17 protein-coding genes and 1 riboswitch are annotated in these 17,879 nt (G+C 38.4%); of the genes, 2 read left to right on the top strand and 15 right to left on the bottom strand.

Annotated elements, in window-relative coordinates; genetic code table 11:
• The first annotated feature begins 19 nt into the window (after window positions 1-19).
• Window positions 20-589 carry a spore coat protein CotJC gene (cotJC, locus tag A5N88_RS02430; RefSeq protein ID WP_066262592.1) on the top strand — a complete coding sequence of 190 codons (570 nt, stop codon included), beginning with the start codon at window positions 20-22 and terminating at the stop codon, window positions 587-589.
• 30 nt (window positions 590-619) lie between these two features.
• Here the strand turns inward: cotJC and A5N88_RS02425 are convergent, their stop codons facing one another.
• The 5 genes from A5N88_RS02425 to A5N88_RS02405 all read right to left on the bottom strand — a co-directional run bounded on the left by A5N88_RS02425 (window position 620) and on the right by A5N88_RS02405 (window position 5,460).
• Window positions 620-1,075 (bottom strand): YpbF family protein, encoded by a 456-nt coding sequence (locus tag A5N88_RS02425; protein WP_066262590.1) that lies wholly within the window; start codon window positions 1,073-1,075, stop codon window positions 620-622.
• Window positions 1,076-1,608: 533 nt separating this feature from the next.
• On the bottom strand, window positions 1,609-2,370 hold the full coding sequence (locus A5N88_RS02420; RefSeq protein ID WP_066262586.1) for a LysM peptidoglycan-binding domain-containing protein: 762 nt from the start codon (window positions 2,368-2,370) through the stop codon (window positions 1,609-1,611).
• A 20-nt stretch (window positions 2,371-2,390) separates the two neighbouring features.
• Window positions 2,391-2,975: a CPBP family intramembrane glutamic endopeptidase gene (locus A5N88_RS02415; RefSeq protein ID WP_066262584.1), complete on the bottom strand. Its 585-nt coding sequence runs from the start codon at window positions 2,973-2,975 to the stop codon at window positions 2,391-2,393.
• Window positions 2,976-2,981: 6 nt separating this feature from the next.
• Window positions 2,982-4,415 (bottom strand): RecQ family ATP-dependent DNA helicase, encoded by a 1,434-nt coding sequence (locus tag A5N88_RS02410; RefSeq protein ID WP_066262582.1) that lies wholly within the window; start codon window positions 4,413-4,415, stop codon window positions 2,982-2,984.
• Window positions 4,393-5,460: a YpbB family protein gene (locus A5N88_RS02405; protein WP_066262580.1), complete on the bottom strand. Its 1,068-nt coding sequence runs from the start codon at window positions 5,458-5,460 to the stop codon at window positions 4,393-4,395. The genes A5N88_RS02410 and A5N88_RS02405 overlap by 23 nt, the downstream gene beginning before the upstream one ends.
• A 292-nt stretch (window positions 5,461-5,752) precedes the next feature.
• On the opposite strand from A5N88_RS02405, the gene A5N88_RS02400 reads away from it, so the two are divergent.
• The gene (locus A5N88_RS02400; protein ID WP_066262578.1) at window positions 5,753-6,001 is read left to right on the top strand and encodes a ferredoxin; all 249 of its coding nucleotides are present in this window, start codon (window positions 5,753-5,755) and stop codon (window positions 5,999-6,001) included.
• Between the two features lie 541 nt (window positions 6,002-6,542).
• Here A5N88_RS02400 and A5N88_RS02390 read toward each other — a convergent pair.
• From A5N88_RS02390 to A5N88_RS02345, 10 genes are all read right to left on the bottom strand, one after another.
• Entirely contained in the window at window positions 6,543-7,106 is a 564-nt protein-coding gene (locus A5N88_RS02390; protein ID WP_066262572.1) for an ECF transporter S component, read from the bottom strand.
• A 167-nt stretch (window positions 7,107-7,273) separates the two neighbouring features.
• Window positions 7,274-7,406, bottom strand: a riboswitch (FMN riboswitch).
• A 161-nt stretch (window positions 7,407-7,567) separates the two neighbouring features.
• The gene (locus A5N88_RS24010; protein ID WP_157090579.1) at window positions 7,568-8,314 is read right to left on the bottom strand and encodes a peptidoglycan DD-metalloendopeptidase family protein; all 747 of its coding nucleotides are present in this window, start codon (window positions 8,312-8,314) and stop codon (window positions 7,568-7,570) included.
• A 297-nt stretch (window positions 8,315-8,611) separates the two neighbouring features.
• Window positions 8,612-9,832, bottom strand: coding sequence for an RsiX family anti-sigma factor (locus tag A5N88_RS02380; RefSeq protein WP_066262571.1), 1,221 nt, complete (start codon window positions 9,830-9,832; stop codon window positions 8,612-8,614).
• The gene (locus A5N88_RS02375) at window positions 9,825-10,391 is read right to left on the bottom strand and encodes an RNA polymerase sigma factor SigX (protein ID WP_412733844.1); all 567 of its coding nucleotides are present in this window, start codon (window positions 10,389-10,391) and stop codon (window positions 9,825-9,827) included. The genes A5N88_RS02380 and A5N88_RS02375 overlap by 8 nt, the downstream gene beginning before the upstream one ends.
• Before the next feature lie 400 nt (window positions 10,392-10,791).
• Window positions 10,792-12,570 (bottom strand): ATP-binding protein, encoded by a 1,779-nt coding sequence (locus A5N88_RS02370; protein ID WP_066262567.1) that lies wholly within the window; start codon window positions 12,568-12,570, stop codon window positions 10,792-10,794.
• On the bottom strand, window positions 12,567-13,286 hold the full coding sequence (locus A5N88_RS02365) for a response regulator transcription factor (RefSeq protein WP_066262564.1): 720 nt from the start codon (window positions 13,284-13,286) through the stop codon (window positions 12,567-12,569). Before A5N88_RS02365 ends, A5N88_RS02370 begins: the two co-directional genes overlap by 4 nt.
• 290 nt (window positions 13,287-13,576) lie before the next feature.
• Entirely contained in the window at window positions 13,577-14,776 is a 1,200-nt protein-coding gene (gene ccsB / locus A5N88_RS02360) for a c-type cytochrome biogenesis protein CcsB (protein WP_157090763.1), read from the bottom strand.
• Between the two features lie 10 nt (window positions 14,777-14,786).
• Entirely contained in the window at window positions 14,787-16,427 is a 1,641-nt protein-coding gene (gene resB / locus A5N88_RS02355; RefSeq protein WP_066262559.1) for a cytochrome c biogenesis protein ResB, read from the bottom strand.
• 16 nt (window positions 16,428-16,443) lie between these two features.
• Entirely contained in the window at window positions 16,444-16,983 is a 540-nt protein-coding gene (gene resA, locus A5N88_RS02350) for a thiol-disulfide oxidoreductase ResA (RefSeq protein WP_066262556.1), read from the bottom strand.
• A gap of 145 nt (window positions 16,984-17,128) precedes the next feature.
• Window positions 17,129-17,875, bottom strand: coding sequence for a pseudouridine synthase (locus A5N88_RS02345; protein WP_412733845.1), 747 nt, complete (start codon window positions 17,873-17,875; stop codon window positions 17,129-17,131).
• Window positions 17,876-17,879 lie beyond the last annotated feature (4 nt).

The following is a 17,879-nucleotide window of genomic DNA, read 5'->3' as shown; positions in this document are numbered from 1 at the left end:
AAGGAAGTGAAGATTATTTATGTGGGTTTATGAAAAAAAACTCCAATATCCTGTTAAAGTTTCCACGTGCAACCCAAAGCTAGCCAAATTCCTTATTGAACAGTATGGAGGAGCCGATGGTGAATTGGCGGCAGCACTTCGCTATTTAAATCAGCGTTATACTATTCCTGACAAAGTCATTGGATTATTAACCGATATCGGTACAGAGGAATTTGCCCATTTAGAAATGATCGCCGCAATGGTTTATAAGCTTACAAAGGACGCCACACCTGATCAAATGAAAGAAGCCGGTCTGGAAGGGCATTATACAAACCATGATAATGCCCTTTTCTATCATAATACTGCCGGTGTCCCCTTTACTGCTACCTATATTCAAGCAAAAGGAGATCCAATTGCCGATTTATATGAGGATATTGCTGCTGAGGAAAAAGCAAGGGCTACCTATCAATGGATTATCAATTTAAGCGATGATCCTGATCTAAACGACAGCCTCCGCTTCTTGAGAGAACGGGAAATCATCCATTCCCAGCGTTTTAGGGAAGCTGTGGAAATTTTGAAGGAAGAGCGTGACAGAAAGAAAATTTTTTAAGATCTCTTTTCTACAACGGATAACTCCTTTTTACTTACTTTGATGAAATAAATTTATATCATATTTTTTCTTCATCATTTCAAAAACCAAATGTCTTTCTTTCCATGCTTCGTTTTTCCATAAATCCTTACTCTTATCAATAATCTCACAACGGAGAGCATGATACTCGCTTTCCGTCTTTTGTTTTTTATCATAAAGAATTTTCGTAGCGCCCCATAATCCTGCAGCAGACAATAAAAACAATGCATGCTTAAATTGTCCTGCAAACACCATAAAAATCTCCCCAAACGAATATGAATAAGGCTCTAAGACTGTGTGATACAAAAGATAAAGACAGGCAAAGCTATAAAATACGCTTGTCCATAATAAAAGCAAGTGACGCTTTTTATACCGTTCAAATTTTTTTTTTCTGCTAACAAGATTCTGCAGCATTTGTTTTGTGGTTTGATCAGTATATTGGTTCAGCATTGCAATGTTCTGTTCCATCCCCCATCCCCCTTACTAAAAATTATGAATAGTCCCCTTAAACTATGATTGATATTTTTATTATTCTTAAAGTTTCTACCTTAACACACTTTTCTAAGCAGGATTCTCGCGCAACTGCTCCAATCAACATAGGTTTAAAATCACATTCCATTGTTTTTGGCTGTTTTCGCATAGATTGTTGCTTTTCGCAGAAATGTTCAATCAGAATTAAGTGAGTCATCGTGGCATTATTTCGGCTGAAGTTATTTAGTTTAGAAGCCTGAACTCTGTGTAACTTAGATTAATTTATACAAATAACAACAAAGTTTACGCAAAGAGACTTTTTCTTTAACAAAGACCACTATACTAATCAAATTCGCATTATGGAGCATTAAAATGTGTTCTTTTTTCATAACGATAAGGCAATGATTATACCAGTGGTCAATTTGGCCTGACGTTTCGAACTCGTAACAAAGTTATTTTTAGGGTAGCCAAAAACTAAACAAAAAAAGAGATTCACAGTTTCACCTGGTAATCTCTCTTAGCGTTACGTATTATGAACCAATAACAATTTTAAGTGTCTGTCCAGACTGTATCCCGTTCGGTCCTATTTTGTTCCATTTTTCTATTGTTGCAATACCTGCCTGGGAGTGATAATACTTCATGGCAATACTAAATAAAGTTTCTTTCGGTTTTACTTGGTGATATAAAACCAGAGCCTTCGAATCCTTACTTCCCTTAGAAGGAGCTGAAGCCTTATTAGGGCTTCTATTTATGGGTTTTGCTATCTTAACAGGCTGCAGTTTTTCCTCAGGCTTTTTCACAGGCTGTGTGGACTTTTCTGACGGTTTTGAGCTTTCATCGGACTTTTTTACTAATACTTGATTTTTCTTTTTTTGAGAATCTGCTGCTGTGGAACTGGCTGTTGCTGTTGAAGAAGTATTACCGCCGCCAATATGGTTATCATAGGAAATTTCCACCCCTACCCCGTTGTCCTTCTGCGCATTTACCAGCTTTGGGTGTGAGGAAAAGTATGTATAAGCAAAGAAAACCGTAATGGGCAGCAATATAAAAAATACTAATAAACCTCTTAAAAGAGGAAAGCCAAGTGATGGTTTTTGCTCTTGTTTTTGCTCATTTTCCTCTTTAGGACCGTCCTCTTGTAGGGAATCCTGTTTAATCAGTTTTTGTTTTTTCATTTGATGGTATTCCCTGCGAGTCGGCAAAGTCTGGTCTTCCAGTTTTACGAATTTGACATTGTTATCGGCTTTTTGCCGCATCTTCTCCATTCGCTCTTGATAAGGATCATACTCCATTCACTATCCCTCCCTATCATCTATCTGTCTCTTTTGTATTTAATTAATAGTCCAGAAAAAAAATCAATGACAAAATGCATGACTATAACCGTCAAAAGATTATGATGAGAATATTCATAGATACCGCCTATCCAAAAGCTTAAGATCAAAATATTGACAATTAAAAACCAGTGCCCCCAATAGCGGATATGGACGATTGCAAAGATTAAGCTTGCTGCAATCCAGCCAAAATGTGTCTGGATGATGCCTCGGAATAATATTTCCTCAGAAAAGGCAATGAGCAATGTCAGAAAAAAGATACCACTAAAGCTTCTCCTTTTAAAGATTCTCTCATTAATCCCTCCATCGTGATAGTAATGCCCTGGAACCCATTTCATTAATAACATGTCAAGCAGCACTACTGCAGCACCGCTGGAAATGCCCATACTGTAAATAGAAGAATCAAACCGAATAAGTTCAAAAAATGTCGATAAATCTTTAAATAAAAATATACCTGAAATTACCGAAATCGTTAATAGTGCAAATTGAGTATAAATTAAGTGAAAATTCAGTTCTCTATCTGTTAACTGCTGTATTATTTCAGATTGGCTTTTCTTTTTTTTCATCTCTGCTCACTTTCTTAACAATAGCCTTCTAAGCGTCATTTCCCAAGACTCAATCGGAATTTCACTATCTTCCCCTTCATTGGCACTGTAGTGATCCAAATTTACACCGCATTGATCGCAGCAGTTCAATATACGTAAAGGAGCTTTCTCATTGAAATAGCTTAATATCCCCTTACGCCGGCAGCTGTTGGAATTTAACCATGCCTTCACTTCTTTGAACTTTCCTATCTTATACGCTATTCTCTCAGACCTTATCTTTTTTACCTGCCTCACTGTTTCAGCAGTATGAGAAGAAAGTATTTGATAAAAACGTAAAAAACGTTCCTGAACATCTGTCAGGCCTATTTCAAGACTTCTCTCAGGATTGAGATAATACGCTTCAATTTGATATTCTTCAGGAAGTTCATTTTCAATCATGGATAAAGGCAAGGAATCGTCTCCGGGGCTATATAACAGAATCGCAACACTCGGTTTCCCATCCCTTCCTGCGCGTCCAATTTCCTGGAGGTAGGATTCCATCTGCTGAGGCAAATGAAAATGAATGACAAAACGAATATCCCCTTTATTGATTCCCATTCCAAAAGCGCTTGTGGCGCAAATAACATCTAACTGCCCATATAGAAATTGCTGTTGAATTAAAAGTCTTTGCTCCTGCTCCATTCCTCCATGATAGGCATCCGCCTTAATTCCTTGCTGTTTAAGGAGCAGTGCCATTTCTTCGGCCATTTTTTTACTTGTAAAATAAACAATTCTCGGTTTTTTTAAACTGTTAACAAGATTCATTAATTTCTCTGTCTTCGCTTCAAAATGGTCAAGCTCCTCCACTTGGATAGCAATATTGGGTCTGTCCACTGAAAATACCCATTCATCAACAGGATCCAGCTCTAAAAGCCTGATAATATCCTCTCGCACTTGTTCAGTTGCCGTTGCTGTTAAAGCAAGAGTGACAGGATTATTAAGCTGCTTTCTGATTTGCCCAAGTTTTAAATAATCCGTACGAAAGTCGTATCCCCATTGAGAGATACAATGTGCTTCATCAATAACAAACAAAGAAATCATTAGCCTGCTGCATTTTTCAATTACATAGGGATTTGAGAGCATCTCAGGAGATATATAAATAAAACGGTAATTCTCTAAAGAATCTAACACATTTTTCCTTTCAGCAGGCGATAAAAATGAATTTAAAGCCACCGCTTTTTTCTCCCCCTGTACTCTTAGCTGCTCCACCTGATCCTGCATCAATGAGAGCAGCGGCGATACAATTAGAACAGAACCCTTTAACATATATCCTGGAAGCTGGTAGCACAATGACTTCCCTGTACCTGTAGGAAGTAACGCAAGAGTATGATGTCCATTTAAAACGGAAGTAACAACTTCTTTCTGTCCTTCACGGAAGCTTTCGTATCCAAAATGCTGTTTAAGTGCTTGTTGCATGTTCATGTATCTGTCCCCTTTTTGCCAAAGCCAGCCTGATCTGAAAATAGGAAGCATTTTTAACGGCTTCTTTAATCGGCTTTAATCTTTTAAGGCCCAGAGTCTGCGAGGCAAGAAAAATATTTTGTTCCATTTTTTTATCCAAATACATATCAATTTGAAATTCCGGTTCATTTAATGCAATTTCTATGATATGGTCTTCAATTGTACTGGTTTTAAGGTTTCTCATTTCCGCAATTTCACTGACTGTGTATTGTTTTTTTAATAAGTCATATGTTTTTTGTGTGGAACGTGTCCAAGCGATTTCCTGATATGAATCTGCTATCACCTTATGAAGAATCAGATACTGATCAGGTGTTTCTGTTACTTTTTGAATAAGCGAATGGAGCAGATGCAAAAAACGATACCAATACTCGGATTCCTCCATATTCAAATATTCTGAAGCCTGTTTCATCGTTTTGCCAATATGTTGATAGCCTGTCAAACGAATTACTAAAATTTCCGGATCCTCAGGGGGATTCTCAGATAAAAAATTCGTTAGTTCCTTATACAATTGTCCAGAAAGCTCTTCTTTTGGAAGAGCCTTGTTCTGCAAAAAGCCCTTCATCCAACGAAGTAATGCTTCGTCTCTTTGAATAGGATAATAATGGTTTTCGTTATTAACCAGATTAGACATAACCTGTATGGTTAAACTTAATCTTTTCCAAAGTAAATTAGCCGTATCCTGATATTTCAAGCCATTTATCTGCTTTGGGAAAGGATGGTGAAGAAAAAAAACCTTTATTTGATCAAGTCCTTTTTGAGTTAGCAAGGCATGCGAATCATTTTCTTCAAGTAACATTTGTTTACGCAAGTTTTTAATTATTGCGGCATAGGCTTCTCTTGAAAGAAAAGGATAGGTTTGAAAAAGGTGCCCCAATTGAAAGATATGAGCATCCTGGATGGTTTGGGAGGATTTTTTCCCTTTTAATAAGTGGTAAATTGAATAAATGGTCCTTTCGTTTTTGACTTTATTTAAGGACCAAAGAATGACAGCATCCAAAAAAGTCATAGGCAGAACCCCTTATTTCATGTCTTTTTATGTCTTATTTTATCATAAAAATCTCAATTTTTGTCATATATATTTTCCAACAAATATGAACATGGAGTGAAGAAACCAACGTTTGATTTGCATTTCCTAAGGATTATCTATTGAATTCTTTGGAAATCAGCTTTAGAATAATGAGGGGAATTCTCATTTTCCTGACATCATCCTTGTCATAAAAGCAAAGGGTGTAGAATGATATAGATAAACACTCGCTTAATGCTTTGTACGTTAAGCAGAACTACCAGGAGGTTATAGGATGGCTAAATTTACAATCGTTGATAAAGATACTTGTATCGCTTGCGGTGCTTGCGGTGCCGCAGCTCCAGATATTTATGATTACGATGATGAAGGTCTTGCCTATGTTATTTTAGACGATAACAAAGGGATAGCGGAAGTTCCGGAAATACTCGAGGAAGACCTTCTTGATGCGTTTGAAGGCTGCCCGACTGAATCTATCAAAATGGCAGATGAAACCTTTGATGGTGACCCATTAAAATTTGAATAGTACTATAAAAGCAGAGCGCCCGTTTATCGGCGATCTGCAAAAGACTGGCCGGCTGAAAGATTGTTTTTTTACCTTTTGGCCGGCCAGTCTTTTGACCTCGAGCCGATGGCGCATGGAGCTGGACATCATAGAAAAGCGGAGAGCGCCTGCTCATCGGCATGTCTTTTAACCCCGAGCTGGACATTTTAGAAAAGCGGAGAGTTCCTGTTTATCAGCGTACGGATTTCGTGGTTTACGACTATGATAAAGGAAACAAAAGCGAGTTAGTAAACAGTTGATTTTGACTTATAGCAAAAAAACGCAACCTCCCCGGCGCCAGGTGCTGGAGGTTGACAGAGACTGCATTGATTTAAGAATTTTATACTTATATTTAAAAAAGACTGTGTTAAATTTCAATGTTGATAACTGCTCGATTTTCAGCTTTGCTGAAAGGCGTGTGAAACAGCCGTTTCACAGGAATAAGCAAAAAAACAACAGTGTCCCTTTAACAAAGCCTAAAAAAAACAAAAAAACCAGGTGGTTCAACACCTGATTTTTTTTATTAGATAACGGATCGCTTTTCAATCCATCCCTGCAAACGTGTAAAAATAAGCATGAAAACAAGTGTAACAATAAATCCTTTTATGATATTAAACGGTAAAATACCAGCAATAATGTAGCTTTTAACGTTCGGAATATGCAAATTCGCAAGAACAAAATAGGCTGGCAGGATTACAAAATAGTTTAGTACACTCATTAACACTGCCAGTGAAACAGTTCCTGCTATTAATCCGATTGTCATTCCTTTTTTGGTTTTTAAATGCCTATAGATATAGTAAGTCGGCAATACAAAAAGAAGTCCTGACACAAAATTTGCAGCATTTCCAATCGGTATGCCTACATCACTGCTTACCATCAGATAATTTATGATATTTTTTATCAATTCAACAAGTACTGCGCCAATCGGTCCAAACACCAAAGCAGCTATTAAAGCGGGAATATCGCTAAAATCAACTGTCAAATAGGAAGGGAATGGCGGTATGGGGAATTTAATCAGCATCAGCAGACATGCCAGACTGCTTAACGCCGCTATTCCCACGGTCGATCTAAGATTTACTTTCCTCATTTTCCTCTCTCCTTATGAGATTCACCTCAAGCAGAAGAAAAGCTCGCCATTATTTGGACATCCCCTAAAAATATAAAACCCCAAAGAATAGTATCTTTAGGGGAGTAAAGGCATGCACAAATAAATGTTTTAAATTTTTTTAAAAAAATTCAAAAACATCGGCTAACCTTCATCTTCTCCCATCCAGACTTTACTGTCGGCTCTGGAATCACACCAGATCCTGCCTAAAAGGCTCGCGGGCTTATAAGCTTTAGCTTCATTACCGCCGGTCGGGAATTTCACCCAGCCCCGAAGATGAACCGTATTATTTTACATTTTTTATTATATTATAAAGAAATCTTTTTGGAAAGAATTTTGTTTTCGTTATTGAAGTGTATTGGTTGTAATTCCTCTTGAAAGTGAATATTCCTTCTGATTTCCTTCAAAATGCTCATAAAGAATATTCAATACTTAGTTCGCTTTTATTTTGGAATAGCAATTTTTTGGTTAGGAAAGATTTGGCTTCCTTTATCCTTAAGATGATTTATTGTAATAAGTTTCTTAACTGTTGTATTGTGTTTTTTCGCTATTTCCCATAAGGTTTCATTTTTTGCCACGATGTATATACTTATGTTTTTGCGGTTGTCAATCAAATGAGAAGTTACTCCACCCGATACTTCAATCGCTGGATATGGGTGGTGCTCCAACGCCACGACAGACTGTCCTATTTTTCCTTTTCCAAATACGTCAAAAGGATCTATTGCGTTTACCTTGCTGATTGTCCATTTGCCATTATGTACTTCAAAATGAAGGTGATTCCCAGTGGAATTCCCTGTACTTCCCATCAACCCAATCTCTTCACCCTTTATGACTTTTTCACCCTTTGTAACCAGTCTTTCGTCAAGATGAGCATATACGGTTTCAAATCCATTTAAATGATGAATAAAAACAACGTTTCCATAACTGGAAGAACGATAAGATTTTGTCACTATTCCATTACCCACAGCAAAGATAGGTGTATGGTAACTTCCTGCTATATCTATCCCTTTGTGAAGCCCTCCTCTTGAATCAAAAACATCCGAAATAGTTCCTTCTGCAGGAAAAAACCAGTCTGATGTTTGGTTCATAACGCTTCTATCGGATGCCTGAATCTTATTGTTTGGTGCCAAACCGCTTCCTACTGCCAATAGTATCATGATGTATAAAAATCTTTTCCCTGCTGAACCCATATTAGCCTCCTTAATTTGGCCCTTGTTTGAATGAATCCTCTGCCATACATAAATTGGCCATACTTCCACATTGAAGTTAACAAGAGCATCTTCTATTGTAGACCAAAAGCGAAATATTATACTTTGATCCTTTTATTAAGGGGCCGATTGATAGTTGATCTTTTTTAGCTCATTTCTTTCTTTACTGTAAAATGAGCTAAAAAACGAGCAGTTGTATCAACATTGAAATTTAACACAGCCTTTAAAAAAGCAATCAGGTCTCATCCTGATTGCTTCTTTCGAGTTTTATCTTGTTTGCTATTGCTCAAGGCGGTTCGGTGCTACTGGCACTTCAATTGCTTTTGAAAAATGAAAACCATTCCAGCTGGCAGGTTCAATATTTTGAAAGGTTACAGTGGAATAACCGAAGTCTTTCCCGGTAAGCAGAATCGCTTCAATCATATTCATAGCATTCTTTGGTGATTCCTTTGTTAAATCTACCTTTCTATCAAATCTAACGGTCACATTTTTCCCATCTTGGTTCAACTCCGTCACTCCTATGCCGCCGGTGAAAACGGAATGATATAAATCGTTTGGAGACTTTTTCATGGCAGCTAAAGCATCCGACAGTTGCTTAAAGGTTTGGTCAGAAGGTACGAGATAGCTTTTATTTCCTATGGTATACGAATAATATCCGCTTTTAGGTACTTTATTAATTTGAACATTGTTCACTTCACCAATCTCTCCAATGCTTAATGGCTCCCCTTTTTCATTCTTGAATTCAGCCTCTTTAACAGGCAAGTATCTGAAGCTGTCATTGACCAATTTATCCAGATTAAGCTGAAGAGACTCAGGAATAAATCCTGCCTGATTTTGATAGACCGTAATGCGGATAATTTGATTCGCGGAATCATATGCTAAAACGCTTTTTAAAGGAAAAAATTGATCAAACCCCCATTCCGGTTTGGGTGTTTGGCTGGCAATTTGTTTATATTTATCAAACCAATTCTCAGAAGATTTCGGCACGACTACACTTACTGGAACAGGAATAGCATCATGGGTCAGCACCCCGTAAGTATATACATCATGACTTTTAAGATCACTGGAATAAACGGCACTTCGATCTTCGCTTTCCTGATTTTTTGCTGATTCCATTTTGTTTGATGACAAAGCCGATTGATTTCTTTTTACAGAATCGGAAATTTGTCCTGCAGTTTGATGAATAACCGGCTGTTTTTTTGATACTTGGTGCTGAGGCACATTCGCCGCTGTTAAATGAACATTTTTTTGTGATAATTCAGCCCCTCTGGCGGACTTTGTTTGTTCTTTATTCACCATTGAAACAGCTAAAACCATTATAATAGCAATTGCTGCTGTTGTGGCTGCCGGTATCCATAGAGCTCTTTTTTGCTTGTGTTTATGCTCTTTTCTGCTTTGCACTTTACGATACACCTCTTCTTGGTTTTGTCGATCTCTTATAATGGGCATTTTGCGGAGAAGCTCTTCTATTTGGTGTTCATCTTGATCAAAGTTAGCCATAATTGACTTCTCCTTTCCTTTCTTTTTGATTCATTAATCGTTTCAATACCAATAGAGCCCTATGCTGAGTTGTTTTGACCTTGCTTTCCGTCCATTCCAGCGCTTCAGCCGTTTCCTGTATGTTTAAATGATTCAAATAGCGCATGATTACCACCATTTTCTGGTCTTGGCTGCATTCATCTAAACATCTGTAAAGCTGCTGTATTTCTTCTTTTAAGACAGTTAGTTCCTCAGGAAGTGGTTTGGGATCGCTATAGTCTCTTCCTTTCCAGTCCAATTCTTCGGCAATTCTTAGTCGCCATCGCTTTTGCTTTCTGAAGTAATCAATTGAAACATTTTTTGCAATGGAGAAAAGCCATGTCTTCTCTGAACTTTTTCCTTCGAAGAATCTATAGGATTTTAAAACTCTTAAGTAAACCTCCTGCACAAGATCTTCAGCAAGGTCTCTATCCTTTACCATGTAAAAAATAAACTGATAAAGGTCTTGATGGTATTTTTGGTATATTTCTTGAAAAACGGAGTCCATTTCTATCCCTCCCCCGTTAACTAGTAGTCGAATGAAAAACTAAAAAGTTACAGCATTTCGTAAAATTTTAATACTCTTTCTTCTTTCATCTATTTTAAAGGGAAGAATAGAAAAAGCACAAGTTACCATTTATCCATACAAGGTCTAAATAAGGTAAAATATTCTTTAATTGTTAAATAAATCTATCACATTCTGGCTTCCCATTCGTCAGAAACGGCTTTTCCATACAAATGAGCTAAAAAATAACCAGTGATCAATATGGGCATTTAGCAAAACCTTGCGATGCTGACTTATCGTATGGAGAAGACATCGATATCCAAAGACTCCATTAGTTAATTATTTAATTGTACAAAAAAGCGCCATTTTGAAATGGCGCTTTTTGGTGAATTCACCAAACAGTTTCTCATGAAACAAGATTTATCGGCTTTTTTCTTCACTTTGTGCTTTGTATTCGCGGAAGATAGAAAGAAAATGTCGTGCCTTGTCCAACTTTGCTTTTTACCGAAATACGGCCATGGTGTGCCTCGATAATATTCTTTGCAATAGCAAGACCTAAACCAGTCCCGGATTTACCTCGTGTGCGGGCCTTATCCGCCTTATAAAATCTTTCAAATACAAATGGAAGATCTTCATCCTGTATCCCAGTCCCGCTATCTGTAACACTTATAAGGACACCATCTTCAAATTCTTCTTGTGTTACTTTTACAGTACCATTTTCCGGAGTATACCGGATGGCATTGTCAATTAAATTTGTCAAAACCTGTTCAATGCGGTCAGGGTCCATTTCAATCATAGCTGCTTCCTGTTCTACTTCAGAAGAAAGCAGCACATTTGACTCCCTGGCTACTCCTTGGAATTTATATGTTACCCTTTGTATAAATGATTGAATCGGGGTCATATCAAGGTTAAGGCTAATATGCCCTGCTTCCATTCTAGCTAGATCTAGAAGTTCATTTACAAGACGGCCAATCCGCAGGGTTTCGTCATAGATAATTTTTGCGAACTCCTTCTTTTCTTCATCGGTAACCGCAATATCGTCAATAATAGCTTCGCTGTATCCCTGCAGCATTGCGATCGGCGTACGCAGTTCATGAGAAACATTGGCAATAAAATCATCTCTTAAAGTATCAAGCCGCCTCTCTTCTGTCATATCTCTGATCACAACCACTGCTCCCCTGACATTATCACGATTGTAAAGAGGGCTGATAATCACCACATACGTTCTTCCTTGAATGGTCAACTCACTTGTCTGCTCTTTATCCGTTTTAATCACCTGATCCAATAGATCCAGCATTTCCTTTGGAGCTGGCAGCTGACTGTCCTTGCCTTGTTCATAAAACCAGTGCTGCAAAAAAAGTTCTGCAGGAGGATTGGTTATCAGAATAGTCCCATCTCGATTAAACGTTAGTACTCCATCGGCCATACTGCTTAATATACTTCTCAGCTGCTCTTTTTCTTGATTAAGCGCATTGATATTAAATTTCAGCTGTTTTCCCATTTGGTTGAAGGCGGTTGCCAATTCACCAATTTCATCATGAGAAGCCACAGGAACCTTTGTATCAAATTTACCCTTCGCCACTTGGAAAGCCGCCTCTCTCATTTTCCTAAGCGGTGCTGTAATCCTCGTAGATAAGAAAAAAGCAAAAAAAGTTGTTAATATGATCGCAATTCCTGCAGCTAATAAAATTAGCTTTGTTGTCTTATCAGTCGTTTCTTTTAGGACATCAAGAGACTGATAGATAAAAACAGCCCCATTTTCCTTATTGATATGCAGAGGTGCAGCAGCAACAATAATGTGATTGTAACGGTTTTGCTCATGATTTCCTGGCGGCGTCATTTCTTTTTCAAACACTTTATTGGAGCTGAAAACTTTAGATAGATCTGCATCCTTTACAAGAGTTTCTGGACTTAACGGAAGAGTTTTGGAATCTGTTGTGGGATAAACAATCTTGCTTACATTATATGCAATAATCACTTGTGCATTTTTATCTGCCAGCTGAATAGCGATTTCTTTTCCCATTCCATCATTCGGGTGAACTTCGACAATTCGGGCGATTTTTGTTGCCGTCCCTTTAAGATTTTGCTCAATTTGACCAACATTATAGGACTGGAAAAACTCCAGCAGCAACATAGTAAGGATAATAAGGACAAACGAAACGAGCAGAAGTATAGTCATCCAAAGCTTGCCGACTACACTTCTCCAAATTCTCATTCTTCCGTAACCTCAAATTTATACCCGACTCCCCATACGGTTAAAATCATTTTTGCAGCCTGCTCTGATACCCGGTTCAATTTTTCCCTTAAGCGTTTTACATGGGTATCAACAGTTCTTAAATCACCAAAAAATTCATAATGCCATACTTCTTTTAAAAGATGCTCACGATCAAACACCTTATCCGGCGCTTTTGCCAGGAAGTAGAGCAATTCATATTCTTTTGGTGTAAGATTCACTTCCACTCCATCCGCTGTTACACGGTGGGCATCATTATCAATCGTTAAATGCGGATATACGATTAAATCTTTGGATTTCGTTTCTGTGTTCATAAAGCTTGATGGAGTGCTTCTGCGCAGCAACGCCTTAACCCGAAGCACCACTTCCCTTGGACTGAACGGCTTTACAATATAATCGTCCGTCCCAGCTTCAAACCCCTCAACCCGATTGGTTTCTTCACCTTTAGCAGTCAGCATGATAACGGGAGTTGATTTTTTTGTTCGAAGCTCCTGACAGACCTCAATTCCATCCATACCAGGCATCATTAAATCTAACAGAATACAATCATAGTTCGTTTCTATTGCCTTTTCCAATGCCTCTTTGCCATCTTCAGCTTCTTCAATTATGTAGTTCTCTCTCTCGAGATATATTTTGAGCAGACGTCTAATTCTTTCTTCATCATCCACTACCAAAATTTTTCCCAATGGTTGTTCCATCAATCATTCCTCCTTACAAGTGATCTGTAATATTTCTTAGATGATAACTGTTTATTTTTTCAAAGGGTGCCTTATGCTAAGCTGAAAGGAAGATATAAGAAAGTGAAAGCGCCATGCTACTTGGCGTTATAGAAAAGCATAATAAAAATCCATTAGCAATAGCTTTCATCAATGTGAAAGGATGCTATAATTGTTTCTCAATCAGCCTCCATAAAAACAGGGCCGAACTCAAGATGGCTTCATACACGAAAACCATCTAGAGACAGACCCCATAAACATGTTGAATTCCCTTATACACCTGCGTAGGAATGCAGGCCTGCTATGATAAGGTTTACCGCAATCAGATTAAACATAATGATGCCAAATCCTATTACGGCCAGCCAAGCAGACTTTTCACCATGCCAGCCTTTTGAGAGCCGCAAATGGAGAAATGCTGCATAAAATAACCAGGTTACAAGAGCCCAAACCTCTTTGGGATCCCAGCTCCAAAATTTGCTCCACGCAATTTGGGCCCATATCATAGCAAATATTAAAGCGCCTAATGTGAAAACAGGGAAGCCTATTAAAACAGAGCGGTAACTAATTTCATCTACCAGATCATCCCGTATATTCTTAGTCAATGGTTTAAGGAGTTCGCCTATTCTTTTTCTTATTATTAACCTTGTCACTATATAGATTACCACTCCTGCAGCAATAGACCAAATAAAACTATTAAATTTTTCTGCATTTATATATGCAGGCAGTAAAACCCACGGCTTCATTACGCCATGTGTCTGAAGGGTGCCCTCATTTGGACCGAATACAGCAGGCAGGTGATACATCAATCCGTCATTCCCCGTTAAATCCGTTCCATTTTTATCTACCCAATTAAATGCAGCATTGTAGTGCATGGCGGCAAAAATAGAGGTAACGATAACAAATCCAAGGAAGCTGATTAATCCAAACATGACCGCTTCAAGCCAAAAAGTTTGCTTGCCTCTTTTATTCTGATCTGTCATTTTTACTAAATAGATTAAACCAGCAGCAAAACTTATTGAGAGTATCGCTTCGCCTGTTGCAGCTGTCGTCACATGTATTTGCAGCCAATAGCTCCTGAGTGATGGCACCAAAGGATTAATATCCCTCGGAAACATGCTGGCATAGGCGATGATCAATAGTGCAATGGGCAAAGCAAATAATCCAAGGACGGCTGTTCGATAGATAAAGTAAATGACAATAAAGGCTCCCACCAGCATCATGCCAAAAAAAGTAGTAAATTCGAATAAGTTACTGACGGGCGCATGGCCGGATGCAATCCAGCGAAGAATGAAATAGACGACTTGGGAAGCAAAACCAATGATGGTGACAACAATCCCTGATTTTCCCCAGCGATTTTGTTTTGGAGTTTGAGAAACGGCCTTATTCGAGCGAATGGCCCCTCCAAACAAAAGTGTACCAATCAGATATAAAATAAATGCCATAAACAAAAAGTCACTGCTGAGTCCGGTAATGCCGGTCATATTATCCCTCCTGCTCCCCTTCTTTTTTCTTTTCCTGCTGATCGATGGGCTCCGGAATCCCTGTCCCTTCTAAAACGAAAGCTATTTCTCGTTTCAGTCCATACCAATTTTTGTTGGTATGCCCGGCTATAAGCACCTTTCCATCTTTATTTTGCAGCCAAATCCTGCGATGGTTCCAATAGGCGCCTTGTACGACACCAATCATAAAAATGAAGCCGCCAAAAGCCAATACCCATAAGGTTAAATCCTTATGCACTGTAAGCGCAGATACATTCCTAGTGTCGATACCGGCAAAAGCCATTTTATACTCATTATTTCCGAGAGGCTCAATTGTTTCTCGAATTGCAGCAAAGCTTTTTTCACCCTTTGGATGCTCTGGGGTAATCATGTTGAATAAAAAAGCGGGATTATCGGGAATGGGAGAACTCGATTGAGGTTCTCCATTTTTTGCAAAACCTGTAAAATTCGGATAGAAACCAAGTAATTGGACTTTGTATCCGTTGCCCAGGTTATATACATCCTTTGGATTGAATAAATCAATCTTCATCAGACCATAGAACTTTCCTGTTTTTTTGTTTTCAAGTCGGAACCACATATCATGAAATTCATTTAATTTATAATCCATTTGATAGACAGCATAATGGTCAAATTTCAATGGTTGATTGACTTTAATTTGGTAAGATTCTAATTTTTTTAGTTTAGCAGGCTCACCGGCAATTTTTCCGCCTTCTCTTTTATACAGTACCACATTGGACTGGAAATTTTTCGGCACACTGCCAACACGGTCAATAGCCTGATCAAAATTTTGATTATCTTTCTTTTTATCATAGGTCTGCAGGATGAATTTCTTATTCTCAATGACAAACTGAGAATTTGTTCCCGGGACAATTTTTTTCTCTCCTTCTCGAATCCAAAGCAATTCATCTACGTACATACCAGGAATAAAACGAAGCATAGAGCCGATTAAAAAGATAATTAACCCTATATGATTTATGTATGGTCCCCAGCGGCTAAAACGGTTTTTTTCAGCCAGTATATTTCCGTTTTCTTCCCTCAGGCGATATCTTTTTTCTTTTAATTTGGACTTTACTTGCTCAAACGCTTCCTCTCGCCCGTGTCCTTCCGAATTCCCAAAGATGCGCTGCCGCATAAGAAAGCCTTCATGCCTCGTTACCTTCTGATTTTTCAAAGCCCTTCTAAGAGGAATATACCGGTCCAAACTGCAGATAACAAGAGATACTCCAATTGAAGCAATTAATAATAGGTACCACCACGAATTATATAAATCTTGGAAACCAATTGTATACCAAAGATCCCCAAACCAGCCGTATTCATCTTTATAATATTGGGCGGGGTCAGAACCGGAGGGGATGTATTGCTCCTGCGGAAGTATGGTTCCTAAAGCAGATGCGATCAGGGTAATGACAATCAGCCAAACGCCTACCTTTACAGAGGAGAAAAAATTCCATACTTTATCGACAATGGTCTTGTTATAGGTTTGAGAGCGTCTGGCACTGCCCTCATACCTCATGTCATGCAAGGATTCTTTTATCGCTTCTTCTGTCATGGCCCTCCCGCATGATTCACAGAGAATGGTGCCAATTGGATTGACATGACCGCACTCGCATTTCATTTCCCTCATAGAAAAAACCCCTTTATTACGGCTTAATGCTGTCAAATAAACTTCTAAAATCTTTTTCTTTTAAATTCTGATTTCCAATAATGATTTTTTTCACCCTTCCATCGGGGCCGATTAACAGCGATTCAGGCAAAGGATCAATCCCATACTCATTCTGAACGTCTCCGTCTTTGTCTATCATAACTGGAAATTGAAGTCCATATTGCTTAATGAAGTTTTCTACAAGATATCTAGTATCCTTTACATGTACAGCTAATATTTCTACACCTTTTTTATGGTATTCCTCATACAAATCATTCATATATGGCATTTCCCTCTTGCAGGGATCGCACCAAGTTCCCCAAAAATTCAAAAATACACCCTTGCCTCTGTAATGTGACAGCTGATGCGTTTTTCCGTTCATATCTTTTAAAACAAAATCAGGAGCTGTTTGCCCCACATGGATTTCTCCCTGGCTTGCTTTCGTTAAATTGGAATATAGAGTATAACCGACTGCCCCCAGCAGAACCAGCAGAATTAAGCTGCGAATGACCAGCCTTTTTTGCTTTATTTGAGTCATAGCGCCACACCCCTTTATGAAAACGGTCACAGTTTTAATCTATTATAGCATTTTAAACCTGTAAATTTAAGAATTCTTTGAAGGTTATGTGAATTTTTACAACTTTCTTTTTTCTTCTCCCTTTGCCCGCACTCTTCCAACAACATTAATGGCTGCCAGTTTCCGCCAATGCTCTCAGTTGTTTTACTTCATGCGGCGTTAATTCTCTGCTTTCTCCGGCGTTCAGTCCGTTTAAGGTTAAAAAAGCAAAGCGTTCTCGCTTTAATTTTTGAACTGGATGGCCCACTGCTTCAAACATCCTTCTGACCTGGCGATTCTTTCCTTCATGGATGGTGATTTCTACAATAGATCTCTGCTTTTGCTTTTCTGCAGAAAGGACTTTCGTTTTTGCAGGTGCTGTCACTCCATCTTCCAGCTTTACGCCTTTTTCCAGCTGTCTAAGGGACTGCTTTGTCGGAATGCCCTGCAGCCGTGCAACGTAGGTTTTATCAATTTCATAACGAGGGTGCATTAAGAGATTGGCAAAATCTCCATCGTTTGTTAAAAGAAGAATGCCGGATGTATCATAATCAAGACGGCCAATCGGATAAATGCGCTGCTTGATTAGCGGAAAGTAATCTGTTACTACTTTCCTGTCTTTATCATCACTGACTGCTGAAATAACTCCTCTTGGTTTATAGAATAAGAAATAAACCTTTTCTTCGCTTTCCAACGGGATGCCGTTTACCTCCACACGGTCAGAGGATGAAACTTTTGTTCCAAGCTCTTTAACAACCTTTCCGTTAACCTTTACTTTCCCTTCTATAATTAATTCCTCCGCTTTGCGGCGAGAAGCTGCTCCTGCGTGAGCAATTACTTTCTGTAGTCTTTCCATTTCAAATTCCACCTCTATTTTA

Origin of the sequence: Heyndrickxia acidicola (assembly GCF_001636425.1) — a bacterium.
Taxonomy (GTDB): Bacteria; Bacillota; Bacilli; order Bacillales; family Bacillaceae_C; genus Bacillus_AE; species Bacillus_AE acidicola.
This window is presented reverse-complemented; position numbering and strand designations above follow the sequence as displayed.

What these genes read in the sequence shown, in the direction of transcription:
- cotJC (WP_066262592.1), top strand. Translation starts at nt 20, where the DNA reads ATGTGGGTTTATGAAAAAAAACTCCAATATCCTGTTAAAGTTTCCACG.
- A5N88_RS02425 (WP_066262590.1), bottom strand. Translation starts at nt 1,075, where the DNA reads ATGGAACAGAACATTGCAATGCTGAACCAATATACTGATCAAACCACA.
- A5N88_RS02420 (WP_066262586.1), bottom strand. Translation starts at nt 2,370, where the DNA reads ATGGAGTATGATCCTTATCAAGAGCGAATGGAGAAGATGCGGCAAAAA.
- A5N88_RS02415 (WP_066262584.1), bottom strand. Translation starts at nt 2,975, where the DNA reads ATGAAAAAAAAGAAAAGCCAATCTGAAATAATACAGCAGTTAACAGAT.
- A5N88_RS02410 (WP_066262582.1), bottom strand. Translation starts at nt 4,415, where the DNA reads ATGAACATGCAACAAGCACTTAAACAGCATTTTGGATACGAAAGCTTC.
- A5N88_RS02405 (WP_066262580.1), bottom strand. Translation starts at nt 5,460, where the DNA reads ATGACTTTTTTGGATGCTGTCATTCTTTGGTCCTTAAATAAAGTCAAA.
- A5N88_RS02400 (WP_066262578.1), top strand. Translation starts at nt 5,753, where the DNA reads ATGGCTAAATTTACAATCGTTGATAAAGATACTTGTATCGCTTGCGGT.
- A5N88_RS02390 (WP_066262572.1), bottom strand. Translation starts at nt 7,106, where the DNA reads ATGAGGAAAGTAAATCTTAGATCGACCGTGGGAATAGCGGCGTTAAGC.
- A5N88_RS24010 (WP_157090579.1), bottom strand. Translation starts at nt 8,314, where the DNA reads ATGGGTTCAGCAGGGAAAAGATTTTTATACATCATGATACTATTGGCA.
- A5N88_RS02380 (WP_066262571.1), bottom strand. Translation starts at nt 9,832, where the DNA reads ATGGCTAACTTTGATCAAGATGAACACCAAATAGAAGAGCTTCTCCGC.
- A5N88_RS02370 (WP_066262567.1), bottom strand. Translation starts at nt 12,570, where the DNA reads ATGAGAATTTGGAGAAGTGTAGTCGGCAAGCTTTGGATGACTATACTT.
- A5N88_RS02365 (WP_066262564.1), bottom strand. Translation starts at nt 13,286, where the DNA reads ATGGAACAACCATTGGGAAAAATTTTGGTAGTGGATGATGAAGAAAGA.
- resB (WP_066262559.1), bottom strand. Translation starts at nt 16,427, where the DNA reads ATGAGGGAAATGAAATGCGAGTGCGGTCATGTCAATCCAATTGGCACC.
- resA (WP_066262556.1), bottom strand. Translation starts at nt 16,983, where the DNA reads ATGACTCAAATAAAGCAAAAAAGGCTGGTCATTCGCAGCTTAATTCTG.